The organism is Arthrobacter terrae (genome assembly GCF_015708085.1).
Lineage (GTDB): Bacteria > Actinomycetota > Actinomycetes > Actinomycetales > Micrococcaceae > Arthrobacter_M > Arthrobacter_M terrae.
The window spans coordinates 1-16,399 of sequence record NZ_JADNYM010000014.1 but is presented as its reverse complement, the minus strand read 5'-3'; the positions used below and the strand labels follow the sequence as shown (position 1 = coordinate 16,399).

At 62.8% G+C, this 16,399-nt stretch carries 13 protein-coding genes, 2 tRNA genes, 1 pseudogene and 2 riboswitches; of the genes and pseudogenes, 6 read left to right on the top strand and 10 right to left on the bottom strand.

What is annotated here, in order from left to right:
* Positions 1-29: 29 nt before the first annotated feature.
* Positions 30-539, bottom strand: coding sequence for a hypothetical protein (locus tag IV500_RS11855; RefSeq protein WP_196397023.1), 510 nt, complete (start codon positions 537-539; stop codon positions 30-32).
* A complete protein-coding gene (locus IV500_RS11850; RefSeq protein ID WP_196397022.1) occupies positions 536-1,960 on the bottom strand; it encodes a phosphomannomutase/phosphoglucomutase in 1,425 nt (474 codons plus the stop codon). Before IV500_RS11850 ends, IV500_RS11855 begins: the two co-directional genes overlap by 4 nt.
* A gap of 23 nt (positions 1,961-1,983) precedes the next feature.
* A riboswitch (Fluoride riboswitch) is annotated at positions 1,984-2,062 on the top strand.
* A 21-nt stretch (positions 2,063-2,083) separates the two neighbouring features.
* Here IV500_RS11850 and IV500_RS11845 point away from each other — a divergent pair.
* The 4 genes from IV500_RS11845 (at position 2,084) to IV500_RS11830 (ending at position 6,846) form a co-directional block, all read left to right on the top strand.
* Positions 2,084-3,622, top strand: coding sequence for a MutS-related protein (locus IV500_RS11845; RefSeq protein WP_196397021.1), 1,539 nt, complete (start codon positions 2,084-2,086; stop codon positions 3,620-3,622).
* A complete protein-coding gene (locus IV500_RS11840; RefSeq protein WP_196397020.1) occupies positions 3,619-5,142 on the top strand; it encodes a MutS-related protein in 1,524 nt (507 codons plus the stop codon). Before IV500_RS11845 ends, IV500_RS11840 begins: the two co-directional genes overlap by 4 nt.
* 71 nt (positions 5,143-5,213) lie before the next feature.
* Complete coding sequence (locus IV500_RS11835) at positions 5,214-5,489, top strand: hypothetical protein (RefSeq protein ID WP_196397019.1); 276 nt, start codon at positions 5,214-5,216, stop codon at positions 5,487-5,489.
* Entirely contained in the window at positions 5,446-6,846 is a 1,401-nt protein-coding gene (locus IV500_RS11830; RefSeq protein ID WP_230854871.1) for an MFS transporter, read from the top strand. Before IV500_RS11835 ends, IV500_RS11830 begins: the two co-directional genes overlap by 44 nt.
* 272 nt (positions 6,847-7,118) lie before the next feature.
* On the opposite strand, the gene crcB is transcribed toward IV500_RS11830, so the two are convergent.
* Genes crcB through IV500_RS11805 form a run of 5 tightly spaced genes read right to left on the bottom strand, consistent with a single transcriptional unit; the run spans position 7,119 to position 10,637 of the window.
* Positions 7,119-7,487 carry a fluoride efflux transporter CrcB gene (gene crcB / locus IV500_RS11825; protein WP_196397018.1) on the bottom strand — a complete coding sequence of 123 codons (369 nt, stop codon included), beginning with the start codon at positions 7,485-7,487 and terminating at the stop codon, positions 7,119-7,121.
* Positions 7,484-8,038, bottom strand: coding sequence for a fluoride efflux transporter FluC (locus tag IV500_RS11820; RefSeq protein ID WP_230854870.1), 555 nt, complete (start codon positions 8,036-8,038; stop codon positions 7,484-7,486). Before IV500_RS11820 ends, crcB begins: the two co-directional genes overlap by 4 nt.
* Complete coding sequence (locus IV500_RS11815) at positions 8,038-8,577, bottom strand: universal stress protein (RefSeq protein WP_196397017.1); 540 nt, start codon at positions 8,575-8,577, stop codon at positions 8,038-8,040. Before IV500_RS11815 ends, IV500_RS11820 begins: the two co-directional genes overlap by 1 nt.
* Positions 8,570-9,865, bottom strand: coding sequence for a phosphopyruvate hydratase (gene eno / locus IV500_RS11810; protein ID WP_196397016.1), 1,296 nt, complete (start codon positions 9,863-9,865; stop codon positions 8,570-8,572). Before eno ends, IV500_RS11815 begins: the two co-directional genes overlap by 8 nt.
* Before the next feature lie 19 nt (positions 9,866-9,884).
* A complete protein-coding gene (locus tag IV500_RS11805; protein WP_196397015.1) occupies positions 9,885-10,637 on the bottom strand; it encodes a 2,3-bisphosphoglycerate-dependent phosphoglycerate mutase in 753 nt (250 codons plus the stop codon).
* 20 nt (positions 10,638-10,657) lie between these two features.
* Positions 10,658-10,734: riboswitch (Fluoride riboswitch) on the bottom strand.
* A 468-nt stretch (positions 10,735-11,202) separates the two neighbouring features.
* Between IV500_RS11805 and IV500_RS11800 the strand changes: the two genes are divergently transcribed.
* Positions 11,203-13,413, top strand: coding sequence for a RecQ family ATP-dependent DNA helicase (locus tag IV500_RS11800; RefSeq protein WP_196397014.1), 2,211 nt, complete (start codon positions 11,203-11,205; stop codon positions 13,411-13,413).
* Positions 13,414-13,472: 59 nt separating this feature from the next.
* On the opposite strand, the gene IV500_RS11795 is transcribed toward IV500_RS11800, so the two are convergent.
* A tRNA-Ser gene (locus IV500_RS11795) sits at positions 13,473-13,560 on the bottom strand.
* A 156-nt stretch (positions 13,561-13,716) separates the two neighbouring features.
* On the opposite strand from IV500_RS11795, the gene IV500_RS11790 reads away from it, so the two are divergent.
* Positions 13,717-15,690 carry an FAD/NAD(P)-binding protein gene (locus tag IV500_RS11790; protein WP_196397013.1) on the top strand — a complete coding sequence of 658 codons (1,974 nt, stop codon included), beginning with the start codon at positions 13,717-13,719 and terminating at the stop codon, positions 15,688-15,690.
* A 102-nt stretch (positions 15,691-15,792) separates the two neighbouring features.
* Here IV500_RS11790 and IV500_RS11785 read toward each other — a convergent pair.
* A tRNA-Ser gene (locus tag IV500_RS11785) sits at positions 15,793-15,883 on the bottom strand.
* A gap of 184 nt (positions 15,884-16,067) precedes the next feature.
* A pseudogene (locus IV500_RS11780) lies at positions 16,068-16,399 on the bottom strand (hypothetical protein); the annotation flags it as partial.

The following is a 16,399-nucleotide window of genomic DNA, read 5'->3' as shown; positions in this document are numbered from 1 at the left end:
CTGTTTGACGGGATGGGATGCGGACCTGGTCAGATCCAGATCCGCATCTCTTCGGCCTCCCAGACCGGGACGCTGAACGTCCAGCCGGCCTGTTCCGTCCCCTTCGCGGCCGCGGACTCCGGCGGCGTGTAGGCCTGAACCGCGGCGACCGAAATGCCGCTGCGGTGCTCGGTGACGACGTGGATTGCGTCCGTGCCCTCTTCGGGCAAATGGATGTCGCAGATGACGGCGGCCGCCCGGTGCACGTCCTTTTGCTGCCGCAGCACCTCATAGAGATCGGCGATCAGCGCATCGGCGTCCAACTCCGCATCCTGGGCTATGTCCGCCTCCAACGCGCCCTCTTCGGGCACCACAGAGATCATTCGGATCTCGCCGTCGTCCCCCACAGCCAAGCCGACCGGCAGGAAGGCGCCATGCGCCGCCAACTGCTCCTGCGCCATGCCGAGCGCGGTGCCCAGCAGCTTATTAAGATCGTCCCGGGTCGCGTCGTCGGGCTTAATCATCCCTTCCGGTGCCTGCTCCGGCTGCTGCCCGGTCACGGCTGCCGCACTAACGCAATGACGTCGTCGCGCACCGATTCCATGGTCGCGGCGTCGAGGGCTTCGGCATTGAGCCGAAGGTACGGTTCGGTGTTGGAGGCGCGCAGATTGAACCACCAGTCCCCGTTGTCTGCCGTGAAGGTGAGGCCATCGAGCTCGTCGATGGTGACGCCGTCGCGCCCGTAGGCCGATCGTACCCGCGCCACCGCTGCCGGCACATCGGTCACCTTGGAGTTGACCTCGCCGGAGGAAACATAAGGCTCGTACTCACGTCCCAGCTCCGACAGCGGGCCATCCTGTTCGCCGAGTGCGGCCAGGACGTGCATGGCGGCCAGCATGCCCGTATCTGCATTGAAGAAGTCGCGGAAGTAGTAATGCGCTGAATGTTCGCCGCCGAATACGGCACCCTCGGACGCCATCTGGGCTTTGATGAAGGAATGTCCAACCCGCGTGCGGACTGGATGACCGCCGTCTGCTGTGACAAGTTCGGGGACTGCGCGGGAGGTGATCAGGTTGTGAATGATGACGGGGGTTGTCTCCGGGGCGTGCACCGCGGAGCCTGCCTTGGCCCGCGCGATTTCGCGGCGCGCGACGAGGGCGGTGATGGCGGAAGGGGATACCGGATCGCCCTTTTCGTCGATGACAAAGCAACGGTCGGCGTCGCCGTCGAATGCGAGACCAATGTCCGCGCCGTGGGCGACGACGGCGGCCTGCAGGTCGCGCAGGTTTGCCGGCTCCAGCGGGTTGGCGGGATGATTCGGAAAAGTCCCGTCGAGCTCAAAGTACAGCGGGACTATCTCGAACGGCAGGGCCGGAAGCAACCGCCCGCCCAGTACCGCCGGCGTAGTAAGACCGGCCATGCCGTTCCCGGCGTCGACCACGACTTTCAACGGCCGGGAGCCGGTCAGGTCAACCAGATTGCGCAGATATTCCGCGTAGTCCCGGAGTACATCGTGCTCACTGATGCTGCCGGTGGAGCCGATAGTGGGGATGCCCCCCGCGAGGTACTTTTCACTCAGTCCGCGGATTTCGGTCAGTCCGGTTTCGGAAGACACTGGAATCGCGCCGGCCTTGGCCATTTTAATGCCATTGTATTCGGCCGGGTTGTGGCTCGCGGTAAACATCGCACCGGCGGCCTTGAGGGATCCGCAGGCGAAGTACAGCTCGTCAGTGGAGATCAGGTTGAGCAGCTTCACGTCCGCGCCGCGGGCGGTGGCGCCCTTGGCAAAAGCAGCACAGAATTCCGGCGAGGAGGGGCGCATATCGCCGCCCACCAGGACGGTTTGTCCGGCCAGCTCCAGGACATCCACAAAGGCGGCGCCGATTGCCTGGACAATCTCCGTCGTAATCGTTTCGCCAACGATCCCGCGGACGTCGTAGGCCTTAAACGATGCTGAAAGATCGATGTTTGTAGTAGTCACGCCCCTAAGCGTAGCTGTATTATGGCAATGAAGGCGATGGATCCCGCCCGAACCGGTTATCCCGGTTCCAACTGCCACCAGGCTTATGGTTCCTGTCCGATTCTTACGGATAGGGCACGTGCCATGACCTTTCAGAGCATCCTTTTTGAGAATCCGGCGCCCGTAGCGCCCGCGCCGGACGTCGTGCTGCAGGCGGCCTTCCTGACAGACCTGCAGCTGAGCCAGATCATTGACACCGTCACGGCCGGCCGCGAAGCCTACGGGCTCAAGCCTTACTTTTACATGCCGCTGACCAGCGTTCAGTCAATCAAGTATCGTCACGGGATCATGCGTGATCTCCGGACCGGTGGACTGCTGGCCGGAATAGAACTATTCGCCGAAACCATGCGCAGTATGCGCGACCAGCTCGAGCAGGGCGCCAAGCTCTCTTACCAGGGACAGCGGGAGGCATTGTTCCTGGAAACGGTGGAAATCTACTGCGCGGCGGTGAACACACTCCTCGCTGCCCTGCAGAGGGCCGACGTCGGTTCGGCCGGCTTTGCTGCGCTCCGTAAGTTTTTGAGCGGCTACGTTGCGTCGGAGTACTTTCGCACGCTGGCGGCCGAAGCGAAGAATCTCAGGACCGACCTGGCCGGGATGCAGTATTGCTTCCGGATCAAGGGCGGCCGGGTCACCGTTGCCCCATACAAATCTGAACGCGACTACAGCGTCGAAGTCGAACAGACGTTCCGGAGATTCCAGCAGCGGGCTGCCAAAGACCACTGCGCAAAAACGTCCGTCTATTTGGAGATGAATCATGTGGAAGCCATGGTCCTGGACCGCGTCGCGAAGCTCTTCCCCGAGGTGTTTGCAGCGCTTGATCTGTTCAACAACCGCAACTTGGACTTCGTGGACCCCACGATTGACAGGTTTGACCGTGAGGTGCAGTTTTATCTGGCGTATCTCGCGGAGCTGAAACTGCTCCAGGAACATGGGCTGCAGTTCTGCTATCCACAAGTGTCCCAGACGTCGAAGGAGGAATTGGTGCAGGACACGTTCGATCTGGCACTGGCGGATACGCTGGTGAAAAAGAATGCTCCAGTGGTATGCAATGACTTCTCCCTTACCGGTACGGAACGGATTTTCGTTGTTTCCGGTCCTAATCAGGGCGGCAAAACAACTTTCGCCCGCACCTTCGGGCAGCTCCACTATTTGGCAAGTCTGGGGTACCCCGTACCGGGCGGGCAAGCGAAACTATTTCTGCCGGACCGGATCCTCACGCACTTCGAGCGGGAAGAAGACCTTAAGGACCTCAGAGGGAAATTGACCGATGATCTGGTCCGCGTCCATGACGTCCTGAACCAGGCGACGTCAAACAGCATCGTCATTTTGAATGAAATCTTCACCTCCACCACCTTGTCCGACGCCGTGTTCTTGTGCCGCGAAGTATTGACGCAGATAGTAGACCGGGACTTGCTCTGTGTATGCGTGACCTTCATCGATGAATTGGCGGCGTTGAGCGGGAGCACCGTGAGCATGGTCAGTACCGTCGTCCCGGATAATCCCGCCGTCCGCACTTTTAAGCTCGAACGAAGGCCGGCAAATGGGATGGCCTACGCCTTGGTCCTGGCGGAGAAATACTCACTGACGTACGGCAGGCTAACGGAAAGGATTGGATCATGAAGGCTTATTTGATGTATCCCGACCAAGACTTCGATGTTTCCGCCGCGTTGGGAAAAAATGCTAAGGAGCTTTACCAGGACCTGGAGCTCGGCGTAATTCTGGACGCGATGGCCGGCGGTGACGAATTCCTCCGGGATATTGCAGGCAGAGGCCTGTTGGGCATTCTGAAGACGCCGCAGGCCATTGAATACCGCCAGCAAATACTGATCGATTGTCTTGAGCAGCCAGCCGTTATCCGGCAGCTTTATTCGCTGGCCGTGGAGGCGATCGAAGCCGAGAAGCATGTCTATCACAGCATTTTCAGTAATTACCCAAGTTCCGTCCTGCGGACGTCGATGGAGTCGCTGAAAATACTGGTAAAAGTCCTCCGTAAGCTGCGGCAGGTGGCCGATGACAATGCAACGTCCTTCCGCTCACCCGGCTTTACGCGCTTCTTTGGAATGCTCGCGGACCAGCTCGACGACGAATATTTCAGCACCATCGCGAATCATCTGAAGACGCTGGAATTCCGCAACGGGGTGCTGATTAGCGCCGGGTTGGGCAAGGCCAATCAGGGAACCAACTTCACACTGCGCAGCCCGGAAACGAACCAGCAAAACTGGCTGGAGCGTCTTTTCAACCAGGACCGTTCCACCCTGACTTTTCAGATCAGCGACCGGGATGAAAGCGGGTTCAGGGCATTGGCCGAACTCAAAGACAGGGGGATCAACCTGGTGGCCAACGCGCTTGCCCGGGCAGATGACCACATCCTCAGCTTCTTTTCGCTGCTGCGGGCCGAGTTGGGCTTCTATGTGGGCGCATTAAACCTGCGGGAGAAGCTCAGCGGCAAGGGGCAGCAGATCTGCCTGCCGAAACCGGAGGCCATGACTGCCGAACTCTGTCTGTCTTTGTGCGGCCTATGCGATGCCTCCCTGGTCCTGACGTCATCCCGACAGGTCGTTGGCAATGACGTCGGCGGCGACGGCAAGGCCCTGGTCATGGTGACCGGCGCCAACGAAGGTGGTAAATCCACGTTCCTGCGCAGCGTCGGGATCGCCCAGCTGATGATGCAGGCAGGCCTCTTCGTCGTCGCCACCTATTACAGTTCAAGCGTCTGTGATGGCATTTTCACCCACTACAAGCGCGAGGAGGACACCAGCCTGGTCAGCGGGAAACTCGATGAGGAACTGGCCAGAATGAGCGCCATTGCGGATGAAATATCGCCGAACTGCATGCTGCTCTTCAACGAATCCTTCGCTGCCACCAACGAGCGGGAGGGATCCGGCATTGCAAGGGATATTGTCCTCGCCCTGCTGAAATCGCGGATACGGGTTTTCTTCGTTACCCATCTATACGACCTGGCGCGCGGGCTTTATGGCCAGGATCTGCCGGAGGCTCTCTTCCTGCAGGCCGAGCGTCAGGACGACGGAAAGCGGACCTTTAAATTGGTTGCCGGCGAGCCCACGGCCACCAGCTACGGTGAAGATCTGTACAGAAAGATCTTTACGTCGGAGGTCCCGGAGCGGGTCCAGCGGGCATGATCCGGTATCCGAAACGGTACATTGCTGCCGGATCTGACCGCTGGCAGCAGTTATAGGAAAGAGGACATGCCATGACCAATTTCAATACAGCGCTCACCTGCGGTGACTTTGCCCAAGGCAGGCTAACGGCGGTGATCGACGTGCCAATGGGATCGTGTCTGAAGATTGAATGGGACTGGGACGCCTGCGTCTTCCATCTGGGCCGCGTCGAGCCGATGATTTTCGCCAAGCCGGTGAACTATGGATTCATAGTGATCGTCCCAGGGGATGACCGCGACGCCGGTGACCGGTGGCAAACCCTCGATGACCTGGGCGGGCGCCGGCAGCAGCGGCGCGCTGCTCAATGAGCACCCGAACCGGCGCGCGGGCATGACCAAGGCAGGTCTTGCGGCCGGCACCCCGCAGATGCGCGCCTGGTCCTTCGTGCTGACCTTCGGTACGGTGAGCCTGCTCGCTGACTTTGTCTATGAGGGAGCGCGGTCCATCACGGGTCCGTTGCTGGCCTCCTTCGGCGCGTCGGCGCTGGTGGTCGGCGCCGTGACGGGTGCCGGGGAGGCCGCGGCCCTGATCCTGCGGCTGGTTTCGGGGCCGTTGGCCGACCGCACGAAGCGGTTTTGGGCGCTCACTATCGCCGGGTATGCGCTGACGGTCATCACTGTTCCCATCCTCGGCCTGGCCGGCGCGCTCTGGGTGGCCTGCCTGCTGGTGATCGCCGAACGGGTAGGAAAAGCGGTGCGAAGTCCCGCGAAGGACACCATGCTTTCGCACGCCACCGCGGTGACTGGACGCGGACGCGGCTTCGCTGTCCATGAGGCAATGGACCAGGTGGGCGCGGTCATCGGCCCGCTGACGGTGGCCGGAATGCTGGCCATCACCGGCGGGAAATATGGCCCGTCCCTGCTGGTGCTCGCCATTCCCGGAATCCTGGTCCTGGCGCTGCTGGTGTGGCTGCGTTCCCGCGTACCAAATCCGCTGGCCTACGAGGTGGACGACGTCCGTGCCCCCGAAAACCGCACGTCCGCAAACCAGGCCGACGACGGCGCGACGGCCGGACAGGCAGCCGCGGAACCGTCTGCATCGGCGCCGTCGGAATCGTCGCCGTCGGAACCGACCGAATCGCCCGCAGCGACGCCGAGGATTCCGCTGCCGCGCGCGTTCTGGGTGTATGCCGTCTTCACGGGAATGACGATGGCCGGCTTTGCGACCTTCGGCGTCATCTCTTTCCACATGGTCGAGCGGCACCTGCTGACCCCGGCAGCCGTACCCTTGATCTACGCCGCGGCCATGGCGGCCGACGCGGTGGCCGCGCTGGCCACCGGATGGCTGTATGACCGCGTCGGGCCCCGGGCCCTGATTATCCTGCCGGTCCTCTCGGCCCTGATCCCTGTCTTCTCGTTCACGTTGTACGTTCCACTAGTCGTGCTCGGCGCGCTGCTATGGGGCGCGGCCACGGGCGTCCAGGAATCCACGCTCCGCGCCACGGTAGCGGATCTTGTCCTGCCACGCCGCCGCGCGACCGCGTACGGAATTTTTGCCGCCATCCTTGGCGGCGCCGCCCTGATCGGCGGCACACTCGCCGGAGCGCTGTACCAGACCAGTATTGGCTTGCTGATCCTGGTCACGGCACTGATCCAAGTTGCTGCCCTGATTGTGCTCGCATTGGCACGACTGAACCGAAAGGAGGTCCCGACACGTGGACACTAGCGCGTCGCAGCCTGATCGTCCTCGTGTCGCGCCGTTCGGTCCGGGTTTGGTGTAGCCGTTTAACGCCCACCCTGTTGTCGGTGCTGATCAGTGCGGGTAAGAGGCAGCGGGAGCCGGCATCGTGGTCAAGTTGCCTGCCGGAGACCTCTCGGACCTGTTTAGGTTTCACCGGCTGATGATAGGCGGCGCCATCGTGAAGTCCACGGGACCGTTTCTGTACCTTCTCGCTCTTTCCTGCCGGATTCGGTGTGGAGCCGGGCACTACTGCGGGATCACACCAGTAGTGCCAGTCCGAGTCCGGCAGCCGCAGCCAGCACACACATGATCATCGTTCCCACTCCGTTAAGGAGCGCCAAACCGATGCGTCCACTTTGGACCAGGCGCACGCTCTCAAAGCTGGCGGTGCTGAAGGTGGTGTAGCCACCCAAAAGGCCGGTGCCGAGGATGGTCTGCAGAGCGGACGGAACCTGATGCGCCAGGACCAGTCCGGCGAGGAAGCCGAGCAACAATGAACCCGTGATGTTGATCAGCATCGTACCGACCGGAAGCGCGGCCCGGACGCGGGCACGAACCAACCCATCAACAATGAACCGCAGCGCAGCACCAAGTCCTCCGGCGGCGGCAAGCAGGGCAATGATCAAGACTTCATTCCGATGCTCGTTCCTGTCCCGTGGCCCGGCGCAGTAACGGGGCTGCGGCGACTCACGGCCCGGTGATGCCCGGCGGCCGCCCAGATTCCGAGAATGGTCGCAGCTGCTCCGCCGAACAGACTCGCGGCCAAGTACAGGAATGCTGCGCCAATCCTGTCGTCACCGAAAAGATGGACGGCGTCCAGCGCCAGCGTGCTGTAGGTGGTGAATGCACCCATAAACCCGGTTCCAGCCAGCAGACGGGCCACCCGCAATCTTCCTGCATCCGGTCCGCGGCGGGAGAGTCCCTCTAATAAGGCGCCCAAAGCAAAAGCCCCGGCCAAGTTGACCAGCAGTGTTGGCAATGGCCATCCCTGCGGTGCGGGGAGGACGGTAGTCAGCGCGTACCGGGCCAACGCTCCGACAGCACCGCCCAATGCAACCAAAGCCACGTACCGCACTTTGAGATGAAGCGGCCGGTGCCGCGGCGCCAGTGCGTCCACATCGCTGTCCACGGGCAGAGCCGCGGCGGACTCCATTTGATGGTCTATGGGGTCGGCCATTAAGCTTCGGCTCCTGCCGTATGTGGATTGAGCGGAACCACCAGCACCGGCCGGTGCTGACGGTGGGTCAGGTGGACAGCGACGGACCCTATGAGCAGGTCCTCCAGCCGTGCACCGATGCCGTGTTCGCGGGTACCGACCACGATCAGTGAGGCATTGACGCTTTCGGCGAGCCTGCCCAGGGCACGGGACGGATCTCCGGCCAGGGTGGTCAGGGACCAGCTCATCCCTTCGTAGGGTGCCAGTTTAACGGCCAGCCGGTTTTTGAGGTCAGCAGACACGCCATCCGGATCGTCGTCGACTCCATCCGGATCGATCGGCATGGTTTCGACATGGCCCTCTCCATCGTCCCTCACCCGGTAGCTGGAGACGTCCACATACGCGCAAATAAGCTCAACTCCCATGCTGAAGGCCAGCTCCGCGGCACGGTGCAGCACGACGCCCGGCTGGCGTGGAATCACTCCGGCCAGAACCGGACCGGAAATTCTCAGGGGAGCGAAGGGCCGCTCCGGTTCTGGGCTGTGGCTTGGCCTAGTCATGTTGATTCCCCTGGTTCATTGGGGTTGCCAGCCCGTAGGACAGAGCTGGATCCTCGTCGGCGATTTCCAGCAGCCGGTTGTACTTGGCAACCCTCTCGCCGCGCGCCGGTGCTCCGGCCTTGAGCTGGCCGCAACCTGCCCCGACAGCCAGATCGGCCACGAAGCTGTCCATGGTCTCACCGGAGCGGTGCGAGACCATGGCGGTGAAACCACCCTGGGCGGCCGCGCGAAGCGTGTCAAACGTTTCACTGACAGTTCCGACCTGGTTCGGCTTGATTAATACGGCATTCGCGGACGCGGAGGCAATTGCGGCCTGCACACGTGCGGCGGAGGTGACGAGGAGATCATCTCCAACGATTTGGATCCGGGAGCCGAGCGCGGCGGTCAGCTCCGGCCAGCCGTTGGGATCGTCCTCCGCCAACGGATCCTCCAGGCTCCGGATCGGATAGTTGTCGAGCAGTTTTTCATAATACGTGACCAACTCGGTGGTGCTGAAGCTCTGTTCCCCGACGAGGTACCGGCCATCGTGAAAGAAGTAGTTCGCGGCCGGATCCAGCGCGATTGCCACATCGCCGGCGCCGGTCCGGTGTCCTGCGGTCTCAATAGCCTCGACAATGAGATCCAGGGCCTGTTCCGGCCGGGAAATCTCCGGCGCATAGCCGCCCTCGTCACCGAGCCCGGTCGCCATGCCTTTTTTACGCAGGATGCTCCCCAGGGCATGGTAAATGTCTGCCCCCCATTCCACGGCGTCCGGCAACGTCGTAGCACCTACGGGTGCAATCATGAATTCCTGGAAGGCGAGGGCATTGGCAGCATGCTGACCGCCATTGAGCACGTTGAAATGCGGAACGGGCAGCCGTTGTGAGCAGCCTACCGTTGACGCAATCCACGTGTGTAGTGACGCTCTATCATGAGCTGCAAATGCCCTCGAGGCGGCCATGGAAACAGCGACCAGCGCGTTGGCACCCAACCTGGATTTCTCCGCCGTCCCGTCGAGTTCGCGCAGGGCGTTGTCCACGGTGCTTTGGCTGTCCCATTCCCGGGAGGTCAGCAGCGTGTTGATCTCTCCGGTCACCGAGCGCACGGCCTTTGTTACTCCGCGCCCGGACCAGGCGGTGCCGCCGTCGCGCAATTCCACGGCTTCATGGGAGCCCGTGGAAGCCCCGGAAGGAGCCGAAGCATAAAAGTGGTCTCCGGCGTCGTCCCTAATTTGCACCCGCAGGGTCGGAAACCCCCGTGAATCCAGGATCTGCAGCGCCCGGGCGCCGGTGAAAGCGAGTGTGCTCATTCTCTTCTCCTATCCAGCTTCAGGTTCCACCTTCGGCGGTGACCTGTTTGGCCGCGGACCGCGCCGCCTGCGGATCCAGATATATCCCGCCGCGTTCCAGCGGCCGGGCACGTTCATCCAGCTCGTACACCAGCGGATGCCCGGTGGGGAAATTGAGCCGTTCCACTTCACCCTCACTGAGCCCATCCAGCAGCAGGCAAAGGGCCCGCAGCGAGTTCCCGTGCCCCACAATCAGCGCATGACGGCCCGACAACAGCTGGCGGCGTAAGTGCTGATGCCAGAATTCGCGGACCCGCTTCAACACTTCACACAGGGATTCGGTGCCCCGGACGGCGCGGGCCGGAAGCTGGGCAAGCGCCGGGGTACGCCAGAGTTCACCCAAGGCCTCCGCGTCCATCGGGGGCGGTGCGCCGTACAGGGAACGACGCCAGAAATGCAGGACGTCGGGACCGAACTCGGCCAGCAGCTCCGACTTGAGCCGTCCGGTCAGTGACCCGTAGTTGCGCTCATTCAATTGCCACACCTTCCGTGGCATGGGGGACAGTCCCAGGCACTCGGTGACAATTTCGGCCGTCCGTACCGCGCGCATCAGGGTCGAGGTGAAGACGTCATCAAGATGAAGACCAAATCCGGATATCAGAGTTGCGGCGTAGACCGCCTCCGAACGTCCCCGGGCGGTCAGGGGAGGGTCCAGCAGACCGGTAAAACGGCCCTCGGCGTTGAACACGCTTTGGCCGTGCCGCAAGAGAATCAGGGTTCCGGTCCCGGGCATAAATCACCTACCTTCATGGAGCAAAGGTAGGAACCATTAGCGTGTGAGCGGTTCGGACCGCATTGCGGCCCCGGCGGGATCCATCACCGATACCGACACTACAGTGCGTTGCCGCTTCTGCGCCATTCATTTCCCGGCTAAATACAGCGGCAGGGCTGCATAATCGGTCCCGATGCTTACCGGTGCCTCGGCAAACCGGTCCTGCAAGGCTCAGGCGCCGGTGGTACAAAAGCTGACCGTCCGCCGTCGGCCCGGCCTGTTCCACCGACAATTCGTAATACGCTTGCGGCAACAAAGTGCTGCTGCCGTCAGCTTCGGGAGTAGTCAACATCAGCCTGGTACCCGCTTCCCTAAGCAACCCATCGCCACTGTCGAGACTACAAGCGTCCGGCCGCGGGTGCCAGAGGGGAGATTCAGTAGGGAACGACGGCGAGTTGCCGGTCGGATATCCGCAGAGCTCCGGAAGCTTTTGAAGCCGCAGCTAAGCCTTGATTATGGCAGGTGATATCCACAGCCGCTCGGCGGCGAAATCCCGGATGTCTGTGGCGGCTGGAATACTTAAGGAATGACCCAGCAGACCAGCACGCCCTCATCTCCCAGTCCCGGAACCGGCGCCGCAGCCGCCCAGACGCGGCATGCAGACGACAATTCAGCAGCAGCGCATCCCCTTTACGAACAGGCGCTGGCGCTGCTGTGCAAACTGGTCGGCTCCCCGGACGCACAATTCCACGATGGGCAGTTCGAAGCCATCGAAGCGCTGGTGGAGGCGGGCCGGCGTGCTCTCGTGGTCCAGCGCACCGGTTGGGGAAAATCCGCTGTCTACTTTGTGTCCTCCCTATTGCTGCGGGTCCGGGGCGCCGGGCCGACCTTAATCGTTTCACCCCTGCTGGCGCTGATGCGGGATCAGGTGGCTGCTGCCGAGCGGGCCGGTGTCCGGGCGATGGCGATTAACTCCGCCAATGCCACCGAATGGGACCTGGTTCGGGCGGCGCTGGCAGCAGATGAGGTGGATGTGCTGCTGGTGTCCCCGGAGCGGCTGACAAATCCCGCTTTCCGGGAAAACCAACTGCCCGAGCTGATTCGGCGCACGGGCCTGCTGGTGATCGATGAAGCACACTGTATCTCCGACTGGGGGCACGATTTCAGGCCGGATTACCGCCGGATTGCCGACCTGATCGCCCAGCTGCCCGCTACCGTGCCGGTGCTCGCCACCACGGCCACGGCAAACTCCCGTGTTGTTGCTGATATTGAGGAGCAGCTGGGCGCCGGCGTATTTACTATCCGCGGGGGTTTGGCACGTGAATCATTGCGTTTGGGCGTCCTCCGGCTGCCGGATTCGCGGGACCGATTGGGCTGGCTGCTCACTCACCTGGCCGAACTTCCAGGCAGCGGGATCATCTACACCCTCACCGTCTCCGCAGCGGAGGATACCGCCAGAATGCTCGCCGAAGCCGGGCACGAGGTCTTGGCTTACACGGGGCGGACGGACCCGATGGACCGTGAGCTTGCCGAGCAGAAGCTCAAGGGCAACCAAGTCAAGGCGCTGGTCGCGACCAGCGCACTGGGGATGGGCTTCGATAAACCTGACCTGGGCTTCGTTCTGCACCTCGGGGCGCCGTCCTCTCCGGTGGCGTATTACCAGCAAGTCGGCCGTGCCGGGCGCGGTTCGGCGAACGCGGACGTGCTTTTGTTGCCGGGCAGTGAAGACAAGGACATCTGGCAGTACTTCGCGACGGCATCTATGCCCTCCGAAGGGAAGGCATCGGCCGTACTCGAAGCGCTCGCCGACGCGGGTCGGCCGGTCTCCACCGTGGCCCTCGAAGCCCGGGTGGATTTGCGCCGTACACCGTTGGAATTGCTCCTGAAAGTACTGGCGGTCGACGGCGCCGTGGAGCGGGTGGCGGGTGGCTGGCAGTCGACGGAGCGGGGCTGGGTCTACGACAGGGAACGCTACGAACGGATCGCGGCCGCGCGGGTGAATGAGCAGGACTCGATGGTCGTTTATGAACAAACCAATGGCTGCCGGATGGAGTATCTAGCCGCGGCCCTCGATGATGACACAGCCGCTCCGTGCGGGCGCTGCGATAATTGCACCGGCCGTTGGTTCTCCGCCGCTGTGGATACCTCGGCGGTCTCGAGGGCGGGGGAGTCGTTGCGCCGAGCCGGTGTGACTATCGAACCGCGCATGCAATGGCCCAGCGGCATGGACCGGCTTGGTGTGCCGGTGAAGGGGAAACTGAAAGCCGAGGAACAGAACGGGACCGGCCGGGCGCTGTCGCGGTTGACGGACCTGGGCTGGGGCGGAGCTTTGCGTGGCTTGTTCGCCGCAGAATCCGAAGATCTGGAGATTGACCCGGCCCTGCTGCAGGCTTGCATCGGCGTTCTCCGGGACTGGGGGCAGGCAGGCTGGGACGGTGCCGGGCGTCCCGTTGCCGTGGTAACTGTCCCGTCCCGCCGCAGGCCACGGCTGGTTCGCTCGCTGGCGGAAGGAATTTCCTCGATCGGGCGGCTCCCGCTGCTTGGGCAGATGGACCTGCAGCATTCCGGGCCCACGGGCCAGCGCGGCGGCAATAGCGCCTACCGCCTGGCCGGGGTCTGGGAACGGATCGGAGCCGGACCGGACCTGATCGGCGCCCTGGCACCTTTTGCCGGCCAACCCGTCCTGCTGATCGACGACCTGGTGGACAGCCGATGGACGCTCACCGTCGCCGGCCGTGCATTGCGTCAGGCAGGCGCCGGCGCGGTCCTGCCACTCGTGCTCGCCCAGGCAGGATAGCGGCGTCCTGCGGAAAGCAGAAAGGCACCCCCGAATCATCGGGGGTGCCTTATTTACTGCGGAGACGGGGGGATTTGAACCCCCGGTGGAGTTGTGCCCCACACTTCATTAGCAGTGAAGCCCATTCGGCCGCTCTGGCACGTCTCCAGTGCTGGCCCCGGTAGAAGCCCGAAGCCAGCGTTTCAAGGTTACCTAAAAGTGCTGTCGCAAAGCAAAACGCCGCTGCGGTTTCGGCTGGGTCCTTGTGCCCGCCGGCGAACAGCGGCGTCACGCGGTGGGGAACTGGTCCATTAGGCTCGAATAATGGTTGACGCGAGCGGGCTCCGGGTGGTGATTGTGGGTGCAGGTCCTCGTGGAACGTCTGTCCTGGAGCGGCTGTTGGCCCGTTATGCGTCGAGTCCCGACGAGCGGCACCATCTGGAGATTCATCTGGTTGATCCCTATCCAGCGGGCCCCGGTCACGTATGGCGAACGGACCAGTCACGGCTCTATCTGATGAACACGCCCGCGTTCTTCCCTACCGTCATTCCGGATCAGGGGCTAAGTGTTCAAACCCTGAGGGACGCCAGCTTTGATGACTGGCGCCGGAAACAAGCACTGTTCCCGGACGCTGATCTCAGTGCAGCCGACGTTGCTGAACTCAAGCAACTGAACACTGAAGGTTTCCCCAGCCGCGCCCTCTACGGAAGATACCTGCGCAGCACCTTTACGGCGCTCGTGGACGGTGCCCCGGCGGGCATCCAGGTTCGGATCCATCAGACCACTGCGGTCCGGATTCGCCGGGGGCGGCCGACGGCGGCGGCCAGGTTCGTCGTCGAACTCGCTAACGGCGATGAGCTGAGCGCCGATAATGTGGTGCTCGCCCTGGGGCACCTGCCGGCACGGTTGAACCCCGCGCAGCAGCGGCTGGCAGACGGTGCGCGAAAATCCGGCCTGCGCTACTGGCCACCCGCCGTTCCCAATGACGTGGACTGGGGCGAGGTACCCGGCGGAGAGCCGGTCCTTGTCCGCGGGATGGGACTGAACTTTTTCGATGTCGTAGGGCAGCTCACGGAAGGCCGTGGGGGACGGTTTGACCCGAACGAGGAGCCGGGGGACCGGGCGGTCAGCAGCGGCGGGGAAGCGCTGAACTACGTCCCGTCCGGACGCGAACCGCTGATTCTGGCCGCCTCCCGCAGAGGAGCCCCATACCGGGCTAAATCCGCCCTCGCTACGTACTATCCGCAGAGCGTCAGCCTGCGCTTTTTTACCGAGGAAACGGTCGCGGCTCTGGCCGTAGGCGGCCTCCAGCCGGGATTCGATCAGGACCTCTGGCCGCTGCTGCACCGCGACGCGCTCTGGGCGTATTACCGGACCCTGGTCAGGGCGGAACCAAGCAGCGTCGACCGTGCTGATTTTCTGTCCGTCCTGGACGACATCCTTTCCCGCCCTGGACGGGGGATCGGATGGGCGGACGACGTCGACGCGCTGGTAGCAGCGTGCGTGCCGGTTTCGCGGCGGCTGAATCTGTTGGGATTGGCCAGGCCCTTCGCGCAACGGACCTTCGCCACACATGAAGAGTTCGACGCGGCTGTGGAGACGTACCTCCAGGCGGACGCGCGTGCTTGTTTGGCGGGGGAAGATGATCCTGTCAAGATGGCCATTGGAGTGCTGAACGCGGGACGGGCCGTGATCAAGATTTTGGTGGCCGACGGCGGCATCACCGGCGAGTCGTGGCTCGGCGGCCTTCGCGGCTGGTTCGAATCCTTTATAGAAGGACTTGCCAGCGGACCACCAGCACTGCGGATGGAACAGCTGGCCGCACTGTCGCGTGCCGGCGTCGTCCGGTTTGTTGGCCCGGATCCGGTGTTCGGGATTGATCCGGCGGACGGAACCTTCACCGTCGTTTCACCATGGGTGAAAGCTGAGCCACTGCGGGCACGGAACATGATCGAGGCGCTGGCGCCGGCAAATCAGGTTCTCATGAACCGCTCGCAGCTACTGGAAGGTCTGCTGACGGACGGTCTGGCCCGGCCGCGGATCATGATCGCGGCGGACGGTGAGCCGGTCGTGACGAGCGGTCTGGAAGTAACAGCTCCGCCCTACCGGTCGGTAGGTGCAAGCGGGCGGGGAATCGAAGGTCTTTACGTGTTGGGTCTTCAACTCTCTTCGACTCAGTGGGGCATCGCGATTGCGGCGGAATCGAAAGCGCAGTACCGCAGCGGCTACCGGACACTGCAGGACTCAGACCAGATCGCGGAGGACATTCTGGCACCGATGGTGTCAGCCATCCCGTAACCGTTAATAGAAAAAACCGGGCGGCTGGACCTCGAGGTCCAGCCGCCCGGTTCCCCTGAGCAGGGCGCGAATTGCAGGAGCGCCTGTTATGCGATGCACGCTTGGCGGAAGGTGCGAGATTCGAACTCGCGGTACGGGGTCACCGCACACTGGTTTTCAAGACCAGCTCCATCGGCCGCTCGGACAACCTTCCTTACCGTTGTAGTCTTCCATATCCGCAGCTATGGTACGAAACGGCCGCAGATTCCGTTATCGACCGAGCCCGGCATACGGCGGTGTAGGGACCTGCGCGGTCCGGCCCCGTAATCGGCACCAATAACCGTGAGAATTCGTTGTCCACAGACCCCATATACTATTGTCCGTTCTAACCAACAAGACTAAACTGAAGATATGTTCGAAAGTAATAGAACAAGCACCGGAACCAGCGAAACACCACACACTTCGCCGGCACCCTCCACCGCGTTGGTCCACTGCCCCGTCCCGGCACCCTTGGCTGTCCCTGCACCGCCGGCTGTCCCGGCGCCCTCCACCGCGGTGGTCCGCTGCCCCGTCCCGGCACCCTTGGCTGTCCCTGCACCGCCGGCTGTAAACGCTGCTGTAAACGCTTCGCCGAGTGCGGCCGGTGTGGTCGTTGCACCGGTCCTGTCCTTCGGTCTTCCTGCCGGGCGGGTGAACGAGGCCGTGATCAGGGGCTGGATCGCTGAACTGG